The organism is Agathobacter sp. (assembly GCF_977054825.1).
Genome location: NZ_CDRTEH010000009.1, coordinates 53,811 through 72,073, shown reverse-complemented (window position 1 = coordinate 72,073; position 18,263 = coordinate 53,811). Strand labels below are relative to the sequence as shown.

The 18,263-nt window shown below is 44.1% G+C and carries 14 protein-coding genes; 2 read left to right on the top strand and 12 right to left on the bottom strand.

Annotation, left to right across the window (positions count from 1 at the left end):
* Nucleotides 1-14: 14 nt before the first annotated feature.
* The 6 genes from ACW6PM_RS08935 to ACW6PM_RS08910 all read right to left on the bottom strand — a co-directional run bounded on the left by ACW6PM_RS08935 (nt 15) and on the right by ACW6PM_RS08910 (nt 8,492).
* Nucleotides 15-2,162, bottom strand: a complete 2,148-nt coding sequence (locus tag ACW6PM_RS08935; protein WP_456056926.1) for a YhgE/Pip family protein — start codon at nt 2,160-2,162, stop codon at nt 15-17.
* The gene (locus ACW6PM_RS08930) at nt 2,159-2,641 is read right to left on the bottom strand and encodes a hypothetical protein (RefSeq protein ID WP_448754547.1); all 483 of its coding nucleotides are present in this window, start codon (nt 2,639-2,641) and stop codon (nt 2,159-2,161) included. The genes ACW6PM_RS08935 and ACW6PM_RS08930 overlap by 4 nt, the downstream gene beginning before the upstream one ends.
* Before the next feature lie 85 nt (nt 2,642-2,726).
* The gene (locus ACW6PM_RS08925) at nt 2,727-4,862 is read right to left on the bottom strand and encodes a YhgE/Pip family protein (protein ID WP_456056925.1); all 2,136 of its coding nucleotides are present in this window, start codon (nt 4,860-4,862) and stop codon (nt 2,727-2,729) included.
* 24 nt (nt 4,863-4,886) lie between these two features.
* Nucleotides 4,887-6,161 (bottom strand): bifunctional folylpolyglutamate synthase/dihydrofolate synthase, encoded by a 1,275-nt coding sequence (locus tag ACW6PM_RS08920; RefSeq protein ID WP_456056924.1) that lies wholly within the window; start codon nt 6,159-6,161, stop codon nt 4,887-4,889.
* Between the two features lie 45 nt (nt 6,162-6,206).
* Nucleotides 6,207-7,049: a DegV family protein gene (locus ACW6PM_RS08915; RefSeq protein ID WP_308651541.1), complete on the bottom strand. Its 843-nt coding sequence runs from the start codon at nt 7,047-7,049 to the stop codon at nt 6,207-6,209.
* Between the two features lie 162 nt (nt 7,050-7,211).
* A complete protein-coding gene (locus ACW6PM_RS08910; RefSeq protein WP_456056923.1) occupies nt 7,212-8,492 on the bottom strand; it encodes a M18 family aminopeptidase in 1,281 nt (426 codons plus the stop codon).
* A gap of 191 nt (nt 8,493-8,683) precedes the next feature.
* Between ACW6PM_RS08910 and ACW6PM_RS08905 the strand changes: the two genes are divergently transcribed.
* Both ACW6PM_RS08905 and ACW6PM_RS08900 read left to right on the top strand, forming a co-directional pair.
* Nucleotides 8,684-9,187, top strand: coding sequence for a DUF5721 family protein (locus ACW6PM_RS08905; protein WP_448754552.1), 504 nt, complete (start codon nt 8,684-8,686; stop codon nt 9,185-9,187).
* A gap of 85 nt (nt 9,188-9,272) precedes the next feature.
* Nucleotides 9,273-9,476 (top strand): cold-shock protein, encoded by a 204-nt coding sequence (locus tag ACW6PM_RS08900; RefSeq protein ID WP_012743213.1) that lies wholly within the window; start codon nt 9,273-9,275, stop codon nt 9,474-9,476.
* Between the two features lie 173 nt (nt 9,477-9,649).
* Here the strand turns inward: ACW6PM_RS08900 and ACW6PM_RS08895 are convergent, their stop codons facing one another.
* The 6 genes from ACW6PM_RS08895 to ACW6PM_RS08870 form a co-directional block, all read right to left on the bottom strand.
* A complete protein-coding gene (locus ACW6PM_RS08895; RefSeq protein ID WP_456056922.1) occupies nt 9,650-11,119 on the bottom strand; it encodes a polysaccharide deacetylase family protein in 1,470 nt (489 codons plus the stop codon).
* 373 nt (nt 11,120-11,492) lie between these two features.
* Complete coding sequence (locus tag ACW6PM_RS08890) at nt 11,493-12,950, bottom strand: 4Fe-4S dicluster domain-containing protein (protein ID WP_448754554.1); 1,458 nt, start codon at nt 12,948-12,950, stop codon at nt 11,493-11,495.
* Nucleotides 12,951-13,189: 239 nt separating this feature from the next.
* A complete protein-coding gene (locus ACW6PM_RS08885; protein ID WP_308655603.1) occupies nt 13,190-14,449 on the bottom strand; it encodes an ABC transporter permease in 1,260 nt (419 codons plus the stop codon).
* 20 nt (nt 14,450-14,469) lie between these two features.
* Nucleotides 14,470-16,035 (bottom strand): biotin/lipoyl-binding protein, encoded by a 1,566-nt coding sequence (locus ACW6PM_RS08880; protein ID WP_456056921.1) that lies wholly within the window; start codon nt 16,033-16,035, stop codon nt 14,470-14,472.
* A complete protein-coding gene (locus ACW6PM_RS08875; RefSeq protein WP_148885149.1) occupies nt 16,013-16,717 on the bottom strand; it encodes an ABC transporter ATP-binding protein in 705 nt (234 codons plus the stop codon). Before ACW6PM_RS08875 ends, ACW6PM_RS08880 begins: the two co-directional genes overlap by 23 nt.
* On the bottom strand, nt 16,718-18,079 hold the full coding sequence (locus tag ACW6PM_RS08870; protein WP_456056920.1) for an efflux RND transporter periplasmic adaptor subunit: 1,362 nt from the start codon (nt 18,077-18,079) through the stop codon (nt 16,718-16,720). It abuts the gene before it with no gap.
* Nucleotides 18,080-18,263 lie beyond the last annotated feature (184 nt).

Sequence of the window (18,263 nt, the reverse complement as noted above, 5' to 3'; positions counted from 1 at the left end):
AGATTTATTTATTATTATAAGATAAGACCTGACTTTTTCTTACTTTTTTCAATTGCTGTATTGAGCCTTCCAAACGGACGTCCGAGCAGCAGGCCAATCACCAGTGATATAGCTATAAATATAAGAAGAATCGCAAGGTCATTACCGTAATCAAAGCGGTACATACCGCCAACGCACTCTCTTAGGGCATTCATGGCATAGTTAAACGGCATGAACTTGTACAGCGCTCTGTACACCTGTGGCAGCACCTCGACCGGGAATGTGCCGCCTGCACCTGCCACCTGGATGACCATGATGACTACTGCTACAGCCTGTCCCACATTGCCCCAGGCCGCCGTGAGTGAGTACATGAGAAGCGTGAATACAAGGCTTGTCAGCGCGCTTGCACACCAGAAAAGGAACGGATGCCTGCACTGTATGCCAACGAAGAACAAATCACCGAGCACTGTCACAAGAGTCTGTATCTGTCCTATCACGAAAAATGTGATATATCTGCCGAAAAACTTATGTACACTGTTTACTTTGCCAAGCGATTTTATATCATCGGTGTCCTTTACCTTTGTTTTCACAAGTGCAACCGTTATCAGACCTCCCACCCACAGAGCCAGCACTGTGTAAAACGGTGCCATGGCTGAGCCGTATGTGGATATCTCATATATCTTCTGCTCATCCATTGACAGCGGTGAGGTCACAAACTGCGCAATCAGTGTCGGGTCTGTCTGAAGAAGCTTTACAATCTCATTAAACTGCTCATCGTTTGATAAATTATCAAATCCTGATATAACATTCTGTAAACCATCTCTGATCTGCTGCACATACTGTCTGGTATTTACGATATCTGCATTTCCGGATTTAAGCACTGATGAATAATCATCGAGCGCTTTTTGTATATCCGGGAAGCTGTCATCCAATGAGCCAAGCATGGACTGTGTCTCAATAAGTGCATATTCTATATCATACACTGCTCCTGTGAGATTCGGCGATACACTGTGGTCAAATGTATTTTTAAGTGTGTCTATTGCAGACTTTGCACCTGACACATCGGCCTTTATTGACTCCTTAAGAAGCTTCAGCTTATCTGCTGTCAATTCAGTATCGGACTTAAGGTCTTTTATCTGTGTTTTAATGCTTTGGATATTATTCCTGACAGCCTCTATCTGCGAGCTATCCACTCCCTTTAAGCCCTCAATGGCTGAAAGCGTATTCTCTGCAAGCTGCTCTACCGTATCAAAGCCGGCCACCGAAACAGAGATATCAGAAATATCGGCATCAGCTATTCCCGATGCATTTAAAAGCTGTATGGAGTTTTCCAACACATCGAGCTGGCTGTTTATGTTTGATAAGCTTATATCAACCATCTGTGTGATGGTCTGTGCAGTCTGCGCTCCCGAGAGCACAGACGACTGCATGCCGCTTACCGATGACTGTCCGCCGTCAATAAGCCCCTGCACACTCGGAAGCAGTGACTGTGTCGAGCCTATCAGACTGTCTGCTGAATCCGTGAGCATGGCAAAGGTATCGAGCATACCTGCATATGTGGAAAGAGTCGTATCCATATCCTTTAGCTTGTCAACAACTGTCCCGGCCAGGTTGTCGCCTGATTTGCCGTCTCCCACTATGAGCTCTCCGGACTTTGACGCTATCTCTGTAATCGTGCTTACCATTGAAGAGTTTACAGACTGCTGCACCGTGGTCTTGACCTTTGAGGTTATCTTTGTTGCTATGGCATTTTTTTTGCTGTTTTCATAGTACTCTATCTGTGGATTGACCGGCTCACCGCTTAAGAAGCTGAGCATATCAGCAGAAAAATCCTTTGGCACTATAAAGGCAGCATAGCACCTTCCGCTGTAAACATCCTCCAGCGCATCTTTACTGCTATCAGTGAAAATCCATCCGATTACATCATTTTCCTTAAGACCGTTTATGACACTGTCACCCATGCAAAGCTTTAAATCACCAATGCTCATGCCCTCATCCTCAGAATATACTGCTATGTGCATCTGTGATGTAGCTTCCTCTCCGTAAGGATCCCAGTTGGACATAATATTAAACCACGCATACAAAGCCGGGATGATACAGAGCCCCATAATAATGACTATGGCAACCACATTTGTGGATATGCGTTTCAGGTCAGCCAGATATATTTGAAATATTTTTTTCATTGCTCGGCATCCTCCCCTGTACTTTGCTGCATCGTATCAAATCTCTGCTCCACTCTTTCGGCTATTTCCTGCACCCTGTCATCCATCTGCACGACAGGACTCACTCTCATGTTCTGCGCATCACCGCCGCTTATCTCATTCATCTTCTCCTGCAGCTTATAGTCCACATACTCGACTCCTATTAAATACACCGCAATAGCAAACAGACTCACTATCCACAGCACAAGAAAAATGATTTTGGAGCTGTCCGGCACAATCATCAGCAGAACAAGGAAAAAGAGAGGAATGATATATATACACCTCAGTCCTATTTTTATCCGCTTTTGATTCTGCTCGTGGATGGTCTTTTCATATCCGACCAGCTTATCGTACATCTCGCGCAGTCTCTTATCATCGGAAAGCGGCTGCTCATTTACATTATTACTCATATTGTCTTTGTTAACTTTAATATCTTTATTATTTTTACATGTATCCTGCATACTTTCCTTCCCGCTTTACAGCTTACAGCACATCAGAAGCACCATATTTATATGCCAATTATCGATTTATTAATTGTACATTTAACTATAGCAGCTCGGTATCCTCCATACGCTTCTCTATAAAGTGATTGAGCCTGATAAACGGCTTTCGTATCACAAGCCCTATCACCAGCGAAGCTGCACAGAAAAGTAAAAGCGTGATATAACATTTGCCGAGTGTATTCTCGTACATACCTCCTATGCATTCCCTCATCGCATTTATTGCATATGGGAATGGGAAGAAAATATACACGGCCCTGAAAAATGACGGCAGAGCCTCTATCGGATATGTGCCACCGCTTCCTGCAATCTGAAGCACCATGACAACTACCGCCAGTGCCTTTCCTATATCGCCAAAGGATATGGTCAGAGAATATATGAGCAGCGAAAATGTAAGGCTTGTCACTGCTCCTGTCACAATAAATGATACCGGATGCACACACTGTATTTTAAGCAGATATAAATCACCGAGCACAATGATAAATGCCTGTATCTGAGACAGTAAAAAGAATGTCAGGTATCTGCCAAAATAAAGCTGTGAAGGCTTTAGTTCCCCAAGCCCCTTAGCATCTGCGTGAACCTTTACCAGTGAAACAAGTATAGTCATGCCTACCCATATGGCAAGTGTCGTGTAAAAAGGTGCTACTCCTGAGCCATAATTTGCTATCTCATATATGTAATTATCGGATACCTGCACCGGCTCTGAAAAGAAGCTGCCAAGCGTTTCGGGATTACCCGAAAGCAGATTCACTATGATATCAGCCTTTTCATCCTCAGAGGCTGCTTCAAGCCTATCCAGTGTCTCATTTATCTTGTCTGATGCTGATTCTATAATACTCTTAAGCTGTGTCATGCTCATATTGAGTGTATCAAGCGTGCTGTCCACTCCGTCAAATACCTGCGCCATAGAGCCTGATGTCTGACTCAGATTGCCAAGTGTGGTCTGCATCGAATCAAGTACAGACGACATACTGCCTATCATGCCGTCCACCTGTGGCACTATCTGTGAGGTATATGTAGCATTAAGCGATGACGCAGTCGTTGAAAGAGCTGACATAACACTCTTAAGTGTTTCCTCAGAATTCTGTGTCTTTCCCGATAAATCCACAGACTGTGTGCTTTCTATCATGCTCTTTGTCTGTTCCTTGACAAGCTCTATATTGGAAATAAGTGTGCCGATATGGGTATCGTCCGTATCCGGCTTTATTTTGTTGATCTTATCCTCAAGAGTGTCAATATTACCTTTCAAAGCATCCGCTGACTGTTTAATATTCTTTACATCGCTTTGCAGTGTATTTACATCCTGTGACAGATTTGCATCTGTAATCTGCTTTGATATATCATCAATCGAGCCCTTCACATTTGCTAATGCCGATGTGATATCAGCGCTAAAGCTGTCAAACGACTGTCTGGTGGACTGCAGATCATTTTTGCTTTCTTCAAGCCTGTCTGTGCCCTTTGCAAGCTTATCCTGCCCGTCCTTCAGTGCTTCGCCTGTCTCTTTAGATACCTGTGACAATGCCTTATTTCCGTCAATAAACGTATCTATCATGGCATCGTACTGTGTAAGACTCTCAGATACCGCTTCAAGCTTACCTGTCATCTGCCCCACAGCATCCTTTTCCTTCATGTCATCAGATATTACGTTTGTCTCCTTAAACACCTGCTCTGCAAGCACCTTTAAAAACTGCTTATTAATGCTTGATTTAACAGCACTTGCTGCGCTGTCCGTTATCTTTGTCGCAACAGCGTTTTTCTTGTCATTGAGATAGTAGGTAATCTTTGGATTTTCAATATTGTCAGCTACACCATGATACATGCTGTAGGTAAACTGCTCATCTATGACAAGCGCAGAATAATATCTGCCGGACTTCACACCCTCAATAGCCTTTTCCTCAGACTTGACAAATTTCCAGCCTATAGTATCCTTTTGCTTTAATGACTCTACCACACCATCGCCCATGTTGACAGTTTCGCTGTCATTCTTCGTCCATCCCTTATCAAGATTGACTACCGCAATTGCGATATTACCTGTGTTGCCATACGGGTCCCAGTTGGCATAGATATTAAACCATGCATACAGCGCCGGCAGCACGCACAGTCCTATAACTATAATGAGTACAAGCACATTGCGGAATATACCGCACATATCTCTTTTAAAAATTTTTAAAATATCAGCCATAAATCATCCTCTTATATCCGGTATTTATATCCGCTGTTGTTTTAGCTCCCCAATAAAATACAATGAGCCAAATGCAACATTTTTTGTATCGCTTTTCAGGTGCTTTTCTATCTCATCAACTCCTGAAAGCTCTGTTGCCTTAACTCCCTCTTTTCTGATAAACTCAGCAAGGTTTGATGCCTGCAGTGCCCTGTCAGAATCCGGTGTCACTGTATAAAACTTCTCTGCAAGCGGCAAAATCTCACGTATCATCACATCATAGTCCTTATCCGCCATGACTCCCATGAAAAAACAAAATTTCTCATCCGGATACATATGCATGAGGCTTTCTTTGAGTGCATCAACTCCATTGCTGTTGTGTGCTCCGTCCACTAACAGAAACGGCTCCTTTGAGACTATCTCCATGCGCCCAGGCCACACAGCCTCTTCAAGAGCACTCTTTATCCTGTCATTTAAGTCTGCTTCCTTCGCCGGCAAGCCTGTCCTATCATTTTGAGTTTCATACTCCGGCCCACTATAGCGTTTTCCGAGCACATACCGCGCCGCAAGCTCTGCCGCTGCTGCATTCTCCCACTGGAATGTACCGTAAAGCCTCAGTGCATAGCCGCTGCAGCGCGCTATATCACTTTGCTCCACAGTTATTATCCTTGCATGCTTTTTTTGCGCTTCCTGCTCGATTACCTGCATGGCACGTTTATCCTGCTGTTCCACCACCACTGTGCCGTTTTCCTTTATGATACCGGCCTTTTCAGCCGCTATATCCGCTATATCACTGCCAAGGATAGCCATATGGTCGTAGCCTATCTTTGTAATAACAGCACATTGCGGTGTGCCGATTGCATTCGTTGAGTCGAGCCTGCCGCCAAGCCCGGTCTCGATGACCATATAATCGCACTGCTGCTCCTCAAAGTACAAAAGAGCCATAGTAAGGCAGTAGTCAAACATCGTAAGCCCTATGCCAAAATCTATATCAAGCAGATAGTTTCCAAGCCTTGTGACATCCTCCTTAGGTATCATACGCCCGTCAACAGTGATGCGCTCCTCAAAATCCACCAGATGCGGTGATACAAACGTGCCTACTCTTATATGCTCTTTTTTTAGTATACTAGAAAGAAAAGCGCATACTGACCCCTTTCCATTGGTACCTGCCACATGGATATACGGTATTATGCGCTTTTGCTTTCCTTTTTCTTGCAGCACCCTTATGACCTGTGCTGTCACTACCACTCCGGGCTCATTGCCGAAACGGCGTGTATTTTCTATTTTGTTTAAAACCTGTGTATAATCTAAATTTCCCATGCCATCATTATAATATATCCGGCCGGTAAAATAAAGACCATATCGTTATACTGCTATAATAATGCCTCCGTCATTTGCATACATACTTGAGATACCGGCAGTATCCACAATGACAATCTTTTTAAATCCGGCAAGCTTCTCAAGACATTCCTTCACATACTGCGCACGCTCCGGACAGTTGCAGTGTGAAATTGCAAGAATCCTGTGCTCACAGTCCTTTGTGGCAGCCACAACATCCTCCACCATCTTGGCAAGTGCCCTCTTCATGCCGCGGGCCTGACCAAGCTGCTGGATTGAACCCTCATCGGTTGAGCCCATGACAGGCTTTATATTTAAAGTGCTGGCTACAAAAGCCTTCAGGTTGCTAAGACGGCCTGCCTTTCTTAAGGTATCAAGTGTCTCAAGCACAAAGAAGGTATTCATGGAAGAAATATACTCCTCAGTCTGCTTTACAACCTCATCAAATGAAAGTCCACTCTCCTCGAGCTCCTGCACCTTCATGCCGATAAGCGTCTCGCCGATAGATGCTGAGCGTGAATTGAACACATATATTTGCTTGCCCGAGTCCTCATGCTCCTCATTGTACAGATTGACTGCTAAAACAGCGCTGTTGTATGAGCCGCTGAGCTTGCCTGAAAGTGTGATAACATAGACATGGTCTGCCTCTCCCTCAAATGCCTGCATATACTCCTCCGGAGAAGGGCATGACGACTTTGGTCCCTTTACACTCTCCTTGACTCTTCTAAGGAAATCATGCTGGTCAAAGCTCTCATCATCACGGATCCTGTATCCGTCAACATCAAGCTCAAGTGCTACATTGCAAAAATGTCCATCCTTCTTAAGGCTGTCTGTGAGCTCACCACAGCTATCTATTATAATCTTATACATATCGGTTCCTCCTGCATTATATGATAATAAGAGTTTAAATTACTTTTTTAAAAGTTATTTCATTCCGTAACAAGTAGTTTTCATTACTACGTCATATTAACACGAAAACTAAACTTATGCAAGAGGTTTCTGTATATATTTCCATATAACCTATTACAATTGTTACCCGAAAAATGCGGTCACACAGTCGCTTAAGGCTTTCATATCGCGTGCTCCCATCAGCTCACAGGCTGAGTGCATGGCAAGAATAGGTATACCTATATCCACCGTCTTTACCGGCAGCAGTGTGCCTGCAATCGAGCCGAGTGTGCTGCCTCCACGGCTGTCCGAGCGGTTCACAAAGCGCTGGTACGGTATGCCCTTTTCATCACACAGCTGGCAGAGAATAGCAATAGCCTGTGCATCCGTAGCATACGACTGCGAGCACGCCTGCTTGATACAAAAGCCTTTTCCCATGACCGGCTTATTTGTGATATCCATCTTTTCCTTTTTATTAGGATGAAGCGCATGCGCCACATCGACAGACAAAAGCATGGCATCATAGATACTCTCATCTATCTCATTTTCTGTAAGATCCATATTTCTTAAAATGCGTCTGAGCATATCGTGAAGCATTATAGAGGCTGCGCCCTGCTTACTGCTGCTTCCAATCTCCTCATGATCAAAAAGTGCTATGATATTTATTCCATCAGCTCTGTTTCCATCCTCTATCGCATCAAGAAGTGCCCTGCAGGATGACTGGTTGTCGATTCTAGGCGATGAAATCATAGTATCATTCACACCGACAAATGTAGGCTCATCCATGCAAAATGTATTGAGCTCAAAGTCTATGATATCGCTCTTTTCCACAGACAGCTCGTTTGCCAGAAAGCTAAGGAAATAATCTGTGGTCTTTTCATCCTCAGGTATTGAATCAAGCACCGGCATCAGATCCACCTGATTATTTATCTCAACTCCCTTATTCACATCCCTGTTCATATGAATGGCAAGATTTGGAATAATCATGACAGGCTTTTTGGACCTGTAAAGCACCATACGTGGGTTAAACACATCATCACTCTTTACAGCCACGCGTCCTGCCACTCCGAGAGGTCTGTCAAACCATGTGTTTAAAATCGGTCCTCCATACACCTCTACATTGACCTGTGCATATGAATTTGTCATAAAATCCGGATTTGGCTTTATGCGAAGATATGGGTAGTCTGTGTGAGCTGCCGCTATCCGCACCATATCCTTTTTGTTGTAGCTGCTTCCTACAGTAAATGCAAACATGGTTGTATCATGGTGATTTAAGACATATCTGCCACCACGCACAAGCCTCCAGCCTCCTGTATAATCTATCTCCTCAAATCCGTTTTCCAAAAGCTCCTGCTTTGCAGCCCTCACGCACTCGCATGGCGAAACTGCTGCTTTAAGTAAATTAAATAATTTTTCCTGTTTCATGGATTGCCTCCTGTTTTCATTGCATAACGCATTTATTCTACCACGGACTTAACAATTATTCCAGTTTGACAGGCTTTATTTTTGTGGCATAATCTGCGAATCTGATGTATGATGTAGTAATAGTAACTATTCAAAAACCATTGAGGGCAATCATTCGCTGTCACATACAATGCGGGAAATGAGGAGAAATTATGATATCAATCGAACTGACAGACACAAAGGATTTTATGAACAAGCTGCTTCGCACGGAAATATTCGACAACTTCCTGCTCCAGGAGGCAGTCATCACAAAGGCCGCCTCATACGTCATAGACGGTCACCTGCAAAAGGGCTTTTACAGCTCCACAGAGCTTGAGGAAAACGGCATAGCAGGCTATGACATGCTCCCTTTTAAGATGCTTCGCACAAACTGCTTCGACCTGATAAAGGGCAGACAGACGCCGTCGTCATTCAAGTTTGTCTTTCTGCTTTCACCTGAAAATATGGAGCACACCTTAAGCAGTCTGCACTCGGCCTTCACTGTATCCGATATCAGTGGTTTTTTCATAAATATCAGGTATCAAAGCCAGCTTTTAACTCTCACAACCGGGATATCCTACAATATTTTTTCAGCGGATAAGACCTTAGATAGTGAATGGGATAGGCTTGTAATGAAATTTTTAGCAAATAATGACATAAACTTTAAAGAACTTTGACTTTATTGCTTTACATCTTAAACCTGTTATGCTATTCTAACGTTAGTTGCGTAAGCAGCATTATTATTATTTGGAGGTACTTTCGATGAGCAAAGGTACAGTAAAATGGTTCAACAACCAAAAGGGTTACGGATTCATCACAGCCGAGGACGGAAAGGATGTATTCGTACATTTCTCAGGACTTAATATGGAGGGCTTCAAAACTCTCGAGGAAGGTGCAGCAGTAGAGTTCGATATCACTGATGGCGCTAAAGGTCCACAGGCAGTTAACGTTGAGGTAGTTAAATAATTTGACTACTCTGTCAATCTAGTTTCTATGTACCTTTTTCTTTATTATATATTTAGGTAAAATAACAGTTACAAAAATGTTAATTGGGGAATAAGATATAAGAATCATGATTAAAAAAGAAGAGTTCATTTCGAACTCTTCTTTTTTGTGCTTTTTTATTGTTTTTTGTGCTTTTAGTTGTTTATGCGATGATGAGACATTGGTGAGCTTGTGGTAAGCGGTAAAAATGTATAGCCATTCGCCTGTCCCCACTGGATGATCTGCTCGACCGCATTGACACTGAAATCCTTTATGTCGTGCTGCAATACAACTGATACGTTGTGGCTCTGCACTCCTGAGATAACATTCTGTACCACCTGATCTGTGCTGATTGGCTTGTTGTTTGCATCTCCGCTCGATACATTCCAGTCACAGTATAAAAGGCCTCTTGCTGTCACATCATTGACGAGCTGTGTCATAATGCCCGGACAGTAATCCTTGCTCACAGTATTTGATGAGCCTCCCGGGAATCTGATGATTGACGCATCATTTCCTGTCTGTGCCTTTATGATACTGTTCATCTGCTCAAGGTCATCAAAGAATGCCTGCTCACTTGTATATATCTGGTTGTATTTGTGGCTGGCAGAGTGGATAGCCACTGTATGTCCTCTCTTTGCCTCCTCTGCTATCAGATTCTGATAGTCAGGATGCGTATTTGTAACAAAGAAGGTAGCCTTTACATTGTATTTATCAAGCACATCCAAAAGTCCCTGTGTATACTTTCCCGGACCATCGTCAAAGGTCAGATAAATGATCTTGTTGCCAGGATTTACTGTGTCTGCTGCTGCAGCCGGGTCATACACACTGACCACTCTTGTAGCTGTAGCCTTATTGCCTGATGAATCTGAGACCTCATAGGTCACAGTGTACTTTCCTGCCTTATCCTTATCTACCTTATCTCCTGATACCTTGACACTGTCTGTGATGTCTCCGTCACAGTTGTCAGTTGCCGTGTATCCCGGATCACTGTACTTATCACCCTTTTTAACTGACATAAAATCATCACCTGAAAGCTTTATCTGCGGTGCTGTGGTATCTGTGACATGCACAGTCCTTTTGACCTCGCTCTCATTCTTTGACGAGTCTGCGACACTGTACTTTATCTCATAGTCTCCCGGCTTTGATGTATCGACAGCTCCTGTGACAGATACCTTGTCTGTCAGATCCCCATCATAATTGTCTGTTGCCGTATATCCCGGGTCACTGAACTCGCTGCCTGCCTCTACAGTCATCTCTGCATCGCCATTTAATGCAATTTCCGGAGCCTTCTTATCCCTCACCTCAACCTTGATGGTCTGTGTCGCTGTTTTTTTACCGTATTGAGCAGTTACCTTCATCTCGTATGAACCAGTCTTTGTCGCATCGACATTACTGTCTATAGTGCATTTTATCTCTTTTCCCTTTCGGTTTATGAGCCTGCCTCTGACATACGCCTTAATTTTGGGCTCCTCAAACTTTTTGCCATACTCAACAGTGATACCGTTTTTAAACTTACTGCTGAACTCAATGTGTGAATCAAAGCATGTGATATATACTATAAACGCCACCACCAGAACTATTGCAGCCGCAAGTATGCCGATAATCATCTTTTTATTTTTGTCCATTTTTCTAATCCTCTTTAGCATTTTATAATTATTCTCTCTATATTATTACTCAAACCTGATAATATTATTTCAGGCAGTATCTATTATAGCGTTAAACAATCTTTTTTGCTACTGCAAATTCCTTGAGAATTTCTTAATGTTAGCTTCATATATTTCAGTTGTATTACAATTGTTTCTTTATCCCGAAAACCCGTGATAGAGTCGTAATATGTACTTAATTTATTTAATATCTTTGTTACTATTAAGCTTTCAATATGACTAACCACATAGCTTTTTTCAGATATTCGCATACACAAAAATCCCCCGAACAAGTCGGGGGATTTTGAAAGCTTATGTAACTATTCAAGCCACGCTTTGGCAGTAACAATCATTTTTACTGCTCCTTGCGGTGCATCTCAAATGTCTCCATATGGTAGTTTGCGATGTTGTCACGAATCTTTCTGTCGTCTGCTCTGCTTAAGAGATCATCACGGAACTTCTTGGTAGATACCATGTCATTGTATGAGCTTGGTCCGCCTACGCAGCCGCCCTCACATGCCATTCCCTCGATGAAGTTCTCAGGAAGCTTGCCTGCCTTCATGAGGAGAAGTGCCTTCTTACACTCTGCTGCTCCGTTTGCCTTGCAAACCTTGCAATCAACATCCTCGCCCTTTTCCTTCATGCTCTCGATTACAGCTGCTGTAACTCCGCCTGAGTTTGCGAAACGCTTACCGAATACTGAGCCCTCCTGATATGAGGTATCATCAGCCTCAAGCTGTACTCCCTTTGCCTTCATAATAGCACGAATCTCGCTGAAGGTAAGTACATAGTCTGCATTTCCCTCTATCTTCTGATCCTCTACCTCTGACTTCTTGGCAACACATGGTCCGATGAATACTGTAACTGCATCAGGATCCTTTGCCTTGATCATTCTTGAAACCGCACACATAGGTGAAACAGTTGTAGAAATCTTGTCAGCAAGCTCTGGATAGTGCTTTCTAACCATATTTACAAATCCAGGACAGCATGATGTAACCTTCTTCTCTCCTGCCTCATATGCCTCAAGCCACTCATCAGCCTCGTATGCTGCTGTCATATCTCCTCCGAGTGCTACCTCAACAAAGCCGTTGAAGCCAACTGCCTGCATAGCCTTCTTCCAGCTGTTCATAGTGATGTTTACTCCAAACTGTCCCTCTGCTGCTGGTGCAACCATAGCATATACATGCTTGTTCTCTGACTTGATTGCATCGATTACATCTACGATGTATGTCTTTGAGCCGATAGCTCCGAATGGACAGCTGTGGATACACTTACCACATCTGATACATTTGCTCTCATCAATCACTGAGATGCCGTACTCATTGTATGTAATGGCATTTACAGGACAAGAGAACTTACATGGTCTCTTTAAATGAGCAATAGCATTGTAAGGACATGCCTGTGCACAGCGTCCACACTCCTTACACTTCTGTGGGTCGATATGTGAGCGGAGACGTCCTGCCTCGATTGCTCCGAACTTACATGCATTGATACAAGCCTTGCCAAGACAGTTCTGACAGTTCTCAGTAACTGTGTAGCTTGAAATCGGGCAATCCTCACATGCTGAGCTGATTACCTGGATGATATTGCCGTCATCATTTACGCTTGGTGCTTTACCCTCTGCCAGTCTGACACGTTGACGGATGATCTCTCTCTCCTTGTAGATACAGCAACGGAACTGAGGTGTCGGTCCCGGAATCAGTGTAAATGGGATGTCATCTCTGATCTCATCGAGGTTACCTGCAAATGCAGCCTTTGCGACCTCAAGCAAAACTGCATGTTTGATTTTGATTACGTTTTCGTCAGCGTACATATTATCTCCTTTTCTTTAAAATAAATGTATATTGTTACCTATTGATTTACATACTTAGAAGAATCATTACATCATGTGACACTTCCCATATCATATGAGCTGATTCCTCTAAAAAAATGCTCCTAGTATTTATCTACTAGGAACATTCTACAAAATTTTTTAAACTTTTTCTACCCTTGTATTCATCAAAATACAAAGAATTGTTATTTTTTTCACAATAGCAGCGATTTTAATAAGAATTACTCATGGCGCAGTGCGTCAATAGGGTTTAGGTTCGCTGCCTTGTATGATGGAAGCATACCGAATATGATTCCGATTGCCATGGAAAAAAGTACTGCAAGTATAGCTGCTGCCGGGCTTATCGCTGTCGGTGTGCCGTTTAGCATTGAGATGACCTTCGAGAGTATCACTCCGACAAGCACTCCGACTAAGCCTCCAAGGCTTGTGAGCACAACCGCCTCTGTGAGGAACTGTCCGAGGATTGCTCCCTTTCCCGCTCCGATTGCTTTTTTAAGTCCTATCTCTGAAGTACGCTCTGTGACTGACACAAGCATGATATTCATGACACCGATACCACCGACAAGCAGTGAAATTCCGGCAATCCATATGAGCATCATGTTGGTTGACTGGCTGAGCTGCTGTATCTGCTTTGCCTGCTCCTGTAAATCCTGTGCCTTGTATGTCACATCAGAGCCGTCTGTGACATTTAAATTACTGTTAAGTATCTCCTCAGCCGCTTTTCCTACTGTAGCCATGGTATCTGTGCTGTCTGCCTTAAGCAGAAGGTTCTGCGGCTCATCATAGCCAAATATGACCGGCCATGTGCCGCTTGGCACAAATACATTGCCCTGGCTGTCATCATAGGCATACATATAGTAATCATCCATTGAGTTTATTACCAGGTCATAGCTGTCCTTTTCCGTGACTACACCGACTACTGTAAACGGATATCCCTGTATCTCTACTGTCTTGCCTAGCGCGCTCTCTCCTGAAAACAGGCTGCTCTCCACGCTCTCATCAATAAGTGCCACCCTGCGGGCCTTTGAATAGTCATTCTTTGAGAAGCCTCTGCCCTTCATGACTACATAGCTTGCTGTGTCGAAATATCCGTCATCGACACCCGTTATATTGCCGCCCGAAAGCGCAGTGTTCAGATAATAAACTGCATTGTAAGCCTGTCTTGTGCGGTAAAGGGCTGCATTTTCTACATGGTCAAGCTCCTTTATGCTGTCAAGTGTGGCAGCCGATACCTCGGTCACTCCCGCAGGAGCCGAATCATATGACAGATCCATATCATAGCCATCCTTCTGCAGTGTGACCTTTACGTTATTACTTCCAGAACCTATGAGGTTCTTTTCTATCTGTTCGTTTGTGCCCTGAATTGTGGAAACAATCGCAATAATTGCTGCAATTCCGATGATGATTCCAAGCATAGTCAGAAACGAACGCATCTTATGTGACCAGATTCCCCTAAAGGACAATCTAATATTTTCAAGCATCTTTAATCCTCCCTGCTAAACTAATTCATACCATCTTCGGACACCTTGGTTTTCTCGCCCTCCCTGACTCCATACGGGAATGCAATATAGTCATCATTTGTCAGACCTGACTTAATCTCCACATATGAGCCCCAGAGTGACTTGCCTGTTTTGACAGTCTGCTTTTTGAGCTTTCCGTTGTCATCCTTGTATATATATGACTGTCCGTTCTCTGTTCTGATATATGACTTGTCGATATAAAGTCCACTGTCAGAGCCCTCTGATGATGTATCTATAGTCAGCTCCAGCGAATCACCCTTTTTGAGATTCTGCGGATTCTCAATGTATGCAGTGTACTCATAGAATGATGAGTTCGGATTGCTGTCCCCATAGTAATTGACACTGTCTGACGGCACATTGCTTATCTCAGATATTGTACCCTCATAGGTATCACCTGTCATGTAGTTGACTGCTGATACGCTCTGTCCTACCTTTACCGTATCCAAATCCAGCTCACCGATTGTTCCGCTGATATATAGGCCTGCCGCTCCTGAAAGCTGTAAGAAAGGTGTGCCGTCCTGTGGTGGGTTTGCAGGATCGCAAACTGTTGTCACGATTCCGTCCTTCTTTGCATATACCACGCCATCCTCAAGCTCACTCTGCAGCTCCTTTAAATCAGCCTGTGCAATTCTCTTTTGTAAATCAACATCGGCAACACTTCTGGTCTGCTCCTTTATGGCATCCTTAAGCTCATCTGCTGTGTATGTCTTTTCTTCTGAAGCGGTATCAGCATCAGGCTGTGTGGTCTGTTCTGTGGCACTGTCTGACGGCTCATTTCCTGCTGTATCATCAGAAGCAGCTCCTGCTGTAATTGTGCCTGCAAGGAAAAGCTTTATCTCATCGCTGTCATCATAGCTGCCAAGCTTATCTCCTCTTACGGTAAGCTCCATATCAGGTGCGTTAGCATCTCCAATCACAAACCGTGCTACAGCGCTCTTATCAGCGAGTGTATTCAAAAGCGCTCCCGATACATATGAAGCCTCTGTGCATGTAAATACATAAGGATCGTCCTCTGTACCGCTTCCTTCAGCCACTGACAGATCAGATATCACATCATGCTCTTCATCAGGCTTTTGCTCAGATGCAGCCGGCTGTGTGTCAGGCTGTGGCTCAGGTGTAACAGGACTCTCAGGCTGCTTTGCAACCGGCTTAGTGTTCTTTAGCTTGTCAAGCTTCTGCTTTTCCGATGTAAGCTGATTCTCAAGACTCTGTATCTCAAGCTGCTTCATCTCAACCGAGAGGGAAAGGCTCGTCACATCATATGCAAGGAGCTTATCTCCGGCCTTTACCTGCTGATCCTTTGTGACATAAACCTCTGTCACCTTCTGTCCATCCTTTAAATTGATTGTCTGACATGCATCATCGCACACCATTCCCTCACTGGTCATGGATGTGTAGTCGTTTGTCGTGCTGATCATTGAAACGCTCATAACGGAAGCAAGCCCCTTGGAATTCTTATAATAAACAACTCCTGTGATGCTTCCCGCTGCAACCGCAACTACAAGGACAGCTATTATAATGATCTTAATTTTCTTTTTCTTTTTCATTACCTGCCTCCTGTCCTTCCTCTGTTATCTCACCATCTATGATGTGAACAATGCGCTTTGCCTGCTCTGCGACCTTTCTGTCGTGTGTGATCATGACAACCGTCACACCGGACTCATTAAGGCTCTCAAAGAGCTCAAGCACCTGCTTGCCGGACTTTGAATCGAGTGCTCCCGTAGGCTCATCCGCAAGCAGAAGCTTTGGATGATTGACCATTGCTCTCGCTATCGCCACTCTCTGCTTCTGTCCTCCCGAAAGCTGCGTAGGCTTGAAATCAGCCCTGTCTGAAAGTCCAACACGCTCTAAGGCCTCCATACCCATCTGCCTTCTGTCCTTTTTGCTCACACCTGCGTATATGAGTGGCAGGCATACATTGTCAAGTGCACTCTCACGTGGCATGAGCTGGAAATTCTGGAATACAAATCCAATTGTATCGCGCCTTACCCTCGTAAGCTCCTTTTCCTTCAGCTCACTGACAGGTCTGCCGTCAAGTATATATGTGCCCGAGGTTGGCAGATCAAGACATCCCACTATATTCATGAGAGTGGTCTTGCCGGAGCCAGACGGACCCATGATTGCCACGTACTCTCCCTCCTCAATCTGGAGTGAGACATCCTTTAAAACCGGCACCACGAGCTTATCCTGGTCATAGTTTTTGTAAATATGCTGGAGTTCTAGAATCATCTACTGTACCTCCGCGTCACCTGAACCGGTGGCATCTGCACCGTCAGTGGCAGCACCTTCGTCCATTGTGCCCTCATCCATCATTCCATCATCAACAGGACCGCCCTCAGTGCCCTCGAGCATCTGCTCATCAATGGCTTCTGTACCCATATCGTCATAGACTGAATCTTCACCGCCGCCATTTTCAATGTACTCTTCCCAGGTCTGTGCCGGCTCGCCCTCATAAAGGTCATCAGATGCCCATACTATGTAGTCATCCTTCTTAAGTCCTGATTTAATTTCATACATCATGAGGTTCTCATCATAGTCTCCAAGCTCAACCTTTGTCTTCTCAAGCTTATCCTTTTTATTGAGTGTCCAGACATATGCATCATCGCCATCCTTTACGACATAGCTCTCATCAATCCATATGCCCTCCTTCACCTGCGTCTGTCCGAAATCCGGCTCTACATATACATGCTGTCCTAAAAGCATATCACCTGTGCCTGTAAGCTGCACATAAAAGTTGTACTTTGAAGCCTTCTGCTCGCTGCTTCCATCGTCATACATGCCTGAATTGCTGTTATCCGTCTGTGTATTTTCTGTATCAACCTTGCTGATGGTACCCTGCCAGGTCTTTGACTCATCAACTCTTGAGCGCACGATAACCGCCTGTCCCTCTGACAGTCCACTGTTTAAAAAGCTCTGCTCATCGATTGTGCCCTTTACCCTGTAATCACCGGTGGCAACGATTGTCATAAATGCAGAATCTGCTGTGTCTGCACTCTGATTCTCATTGATTTTCTTAACAACACCGACCATTGTGCTGTTTACAGTCGCATTTTTGATGCTCTCATCGTACTTTTCTATCTCTGCCTTCTTCGTTGCAACATCGTACTGAGTCTGCTTCTGCTGTGTCTGTGCCTGCTGAATCTGCAGTGTATAGTCAAGCTGCTGATCCTTTGACGCTTCCTTCTTTTCCTTGGTGAGCTGCTCTATCTGTGCGTCATAGCCTGAAAGCGTATTGTTTAAGCTCTCAAGCTCAAGAGTGGCGCTTTCCTTTTTTGCGGCAAGCTCCTTTGTATCATAGGTAAAAAGAGGTGTACCCACCTGTACCTCATCACCCTCCGATACGAGAATATCCTTTACTGTTTTCTCACTGTCAGCCTTGATATCCATGGTATCAGCTGCTTCCACGACACCGCTGTACTTGTCAGTGCTTCCCGCCTGATACATGACATCAGAAACCTTGTTTGCATACACGCCCGATGCCTTTGCTGCGTTCTTTCCCTTTGTCATTGCAATGACAACAGCTGACACAATAACTGCTATGATAAGCACAGCTGCAATCACTGAAATGATAATCTTTTTCTTTTTACTCATTTCGACCTCCCGGTTTTTATAATATATTGATTATAAGTAACTATTCAGAACCACTGAGAACAAAAAAGCTGATGCGTCATGCTTGCATGTAAGCAGCAGGTTTTCTTGTTCTCAAGGTGGCTCGAATAGAGCCACCCCCCCCACACATATGAGTAAAATTAGCTGCGTAGCAGCGGGAAAGCAC

Coding starts and splice junctions, on each gene's coding strand:
- ACW6PM_RS08935 (WP_456056926.1), bottom strand. CDS start 2,162: ATGAAAAAAATATTTCAAATATATCTGGCTGACCTGAAACGCATATCC.
- ACW6PM_RS08930 (WP_448754547.1), bottom strand. CDS start 2,641: ATGCAGGATACATGTAAAAATAATAAAGATATTAAAGTTAACAAAGAC.
- ACW6PM_RS08925 (WP_456056925.1), bottom strand. CDS start 4,862: ATGGCTGATATTTTAAAAATTTTTAAAAGAGATATGTGCGGTATATTC.
- ACW6PM_RS08920 (WP_456056924.1), bottom strand. CDS start 6,161: ATGGGAAATTTAGATTATACACAGGTTTTAAACAAAATAGAAAATACA.
- ACW6PM_RS08915 (WP_308651541.1), bottom strand. CDS start 7,049: ATGTATAAGATTATAATAGATAGCTGTGGTGAGCTCACAGACAGCCTT.
- ACW6PM_RS08910 (WP_456056923.1), bottom strand. CDS start 8,492: ATGAAACAGGAAAAATTATTTAATTTACTTAAAGCAGCAGTTTCGCCA.
- ACW6PM_RS08905 (WP_448754552.1), top strand. CDS start 8,684: ATGATATCAATCGAACTGACAGACACAAAGGATTTTATGAACAAGCTG.
- ACW6PM_RS08900 (WP_012743213.1), top strand. CDS start 9,273: ATGAGCAAAGGTACAGTAAAATGGTTCAACAACCAAAAGGGTTACGGA.
- ACW6PM_RS08895 (WP_456056922.1), bottom strand. CDS start 11,119: ATGGACAAAAATAAAAAGATGATTATCGGCATACTTGCGGCTGCAATA.
- ACW6PM_RS08890 (WP_448754554.1), bottom strand. CDS start 12,950: ATGTACGCTGACGAAAACGTAATCAAAATCAAACATGCAGTTTTGCTT.
- ACW6PM_RS08885 (WP_308655603.1), bottom strand. CDS start 14,449: ATGCTTGAAAATATTAGATTGTCCTTTAGGGGAATCTGGTCACATAAG.
- ACW6PM_RS08880 (WP_456056921.1), bottom strand. CDS start 16,035: ATGAAAAAGAAAAAGAAAATTAAGATCATTATAATAGCTGTCCTTGTA.
- ACW6PM_RS08875 (WP_148885149.1), bottom strand. CDS start 16,717: ATGATTCTAGAACTCCAGCATATTTACAAAAACTATGACCAGGATAAG.
- ACW6PM_RS08870 (WP_456056920.1), bottom strand. CDS start 18,079: ATGAGTAAAAAGAAAAAGATTATCATTTCAGTGATTGCAGCTGTGCTT.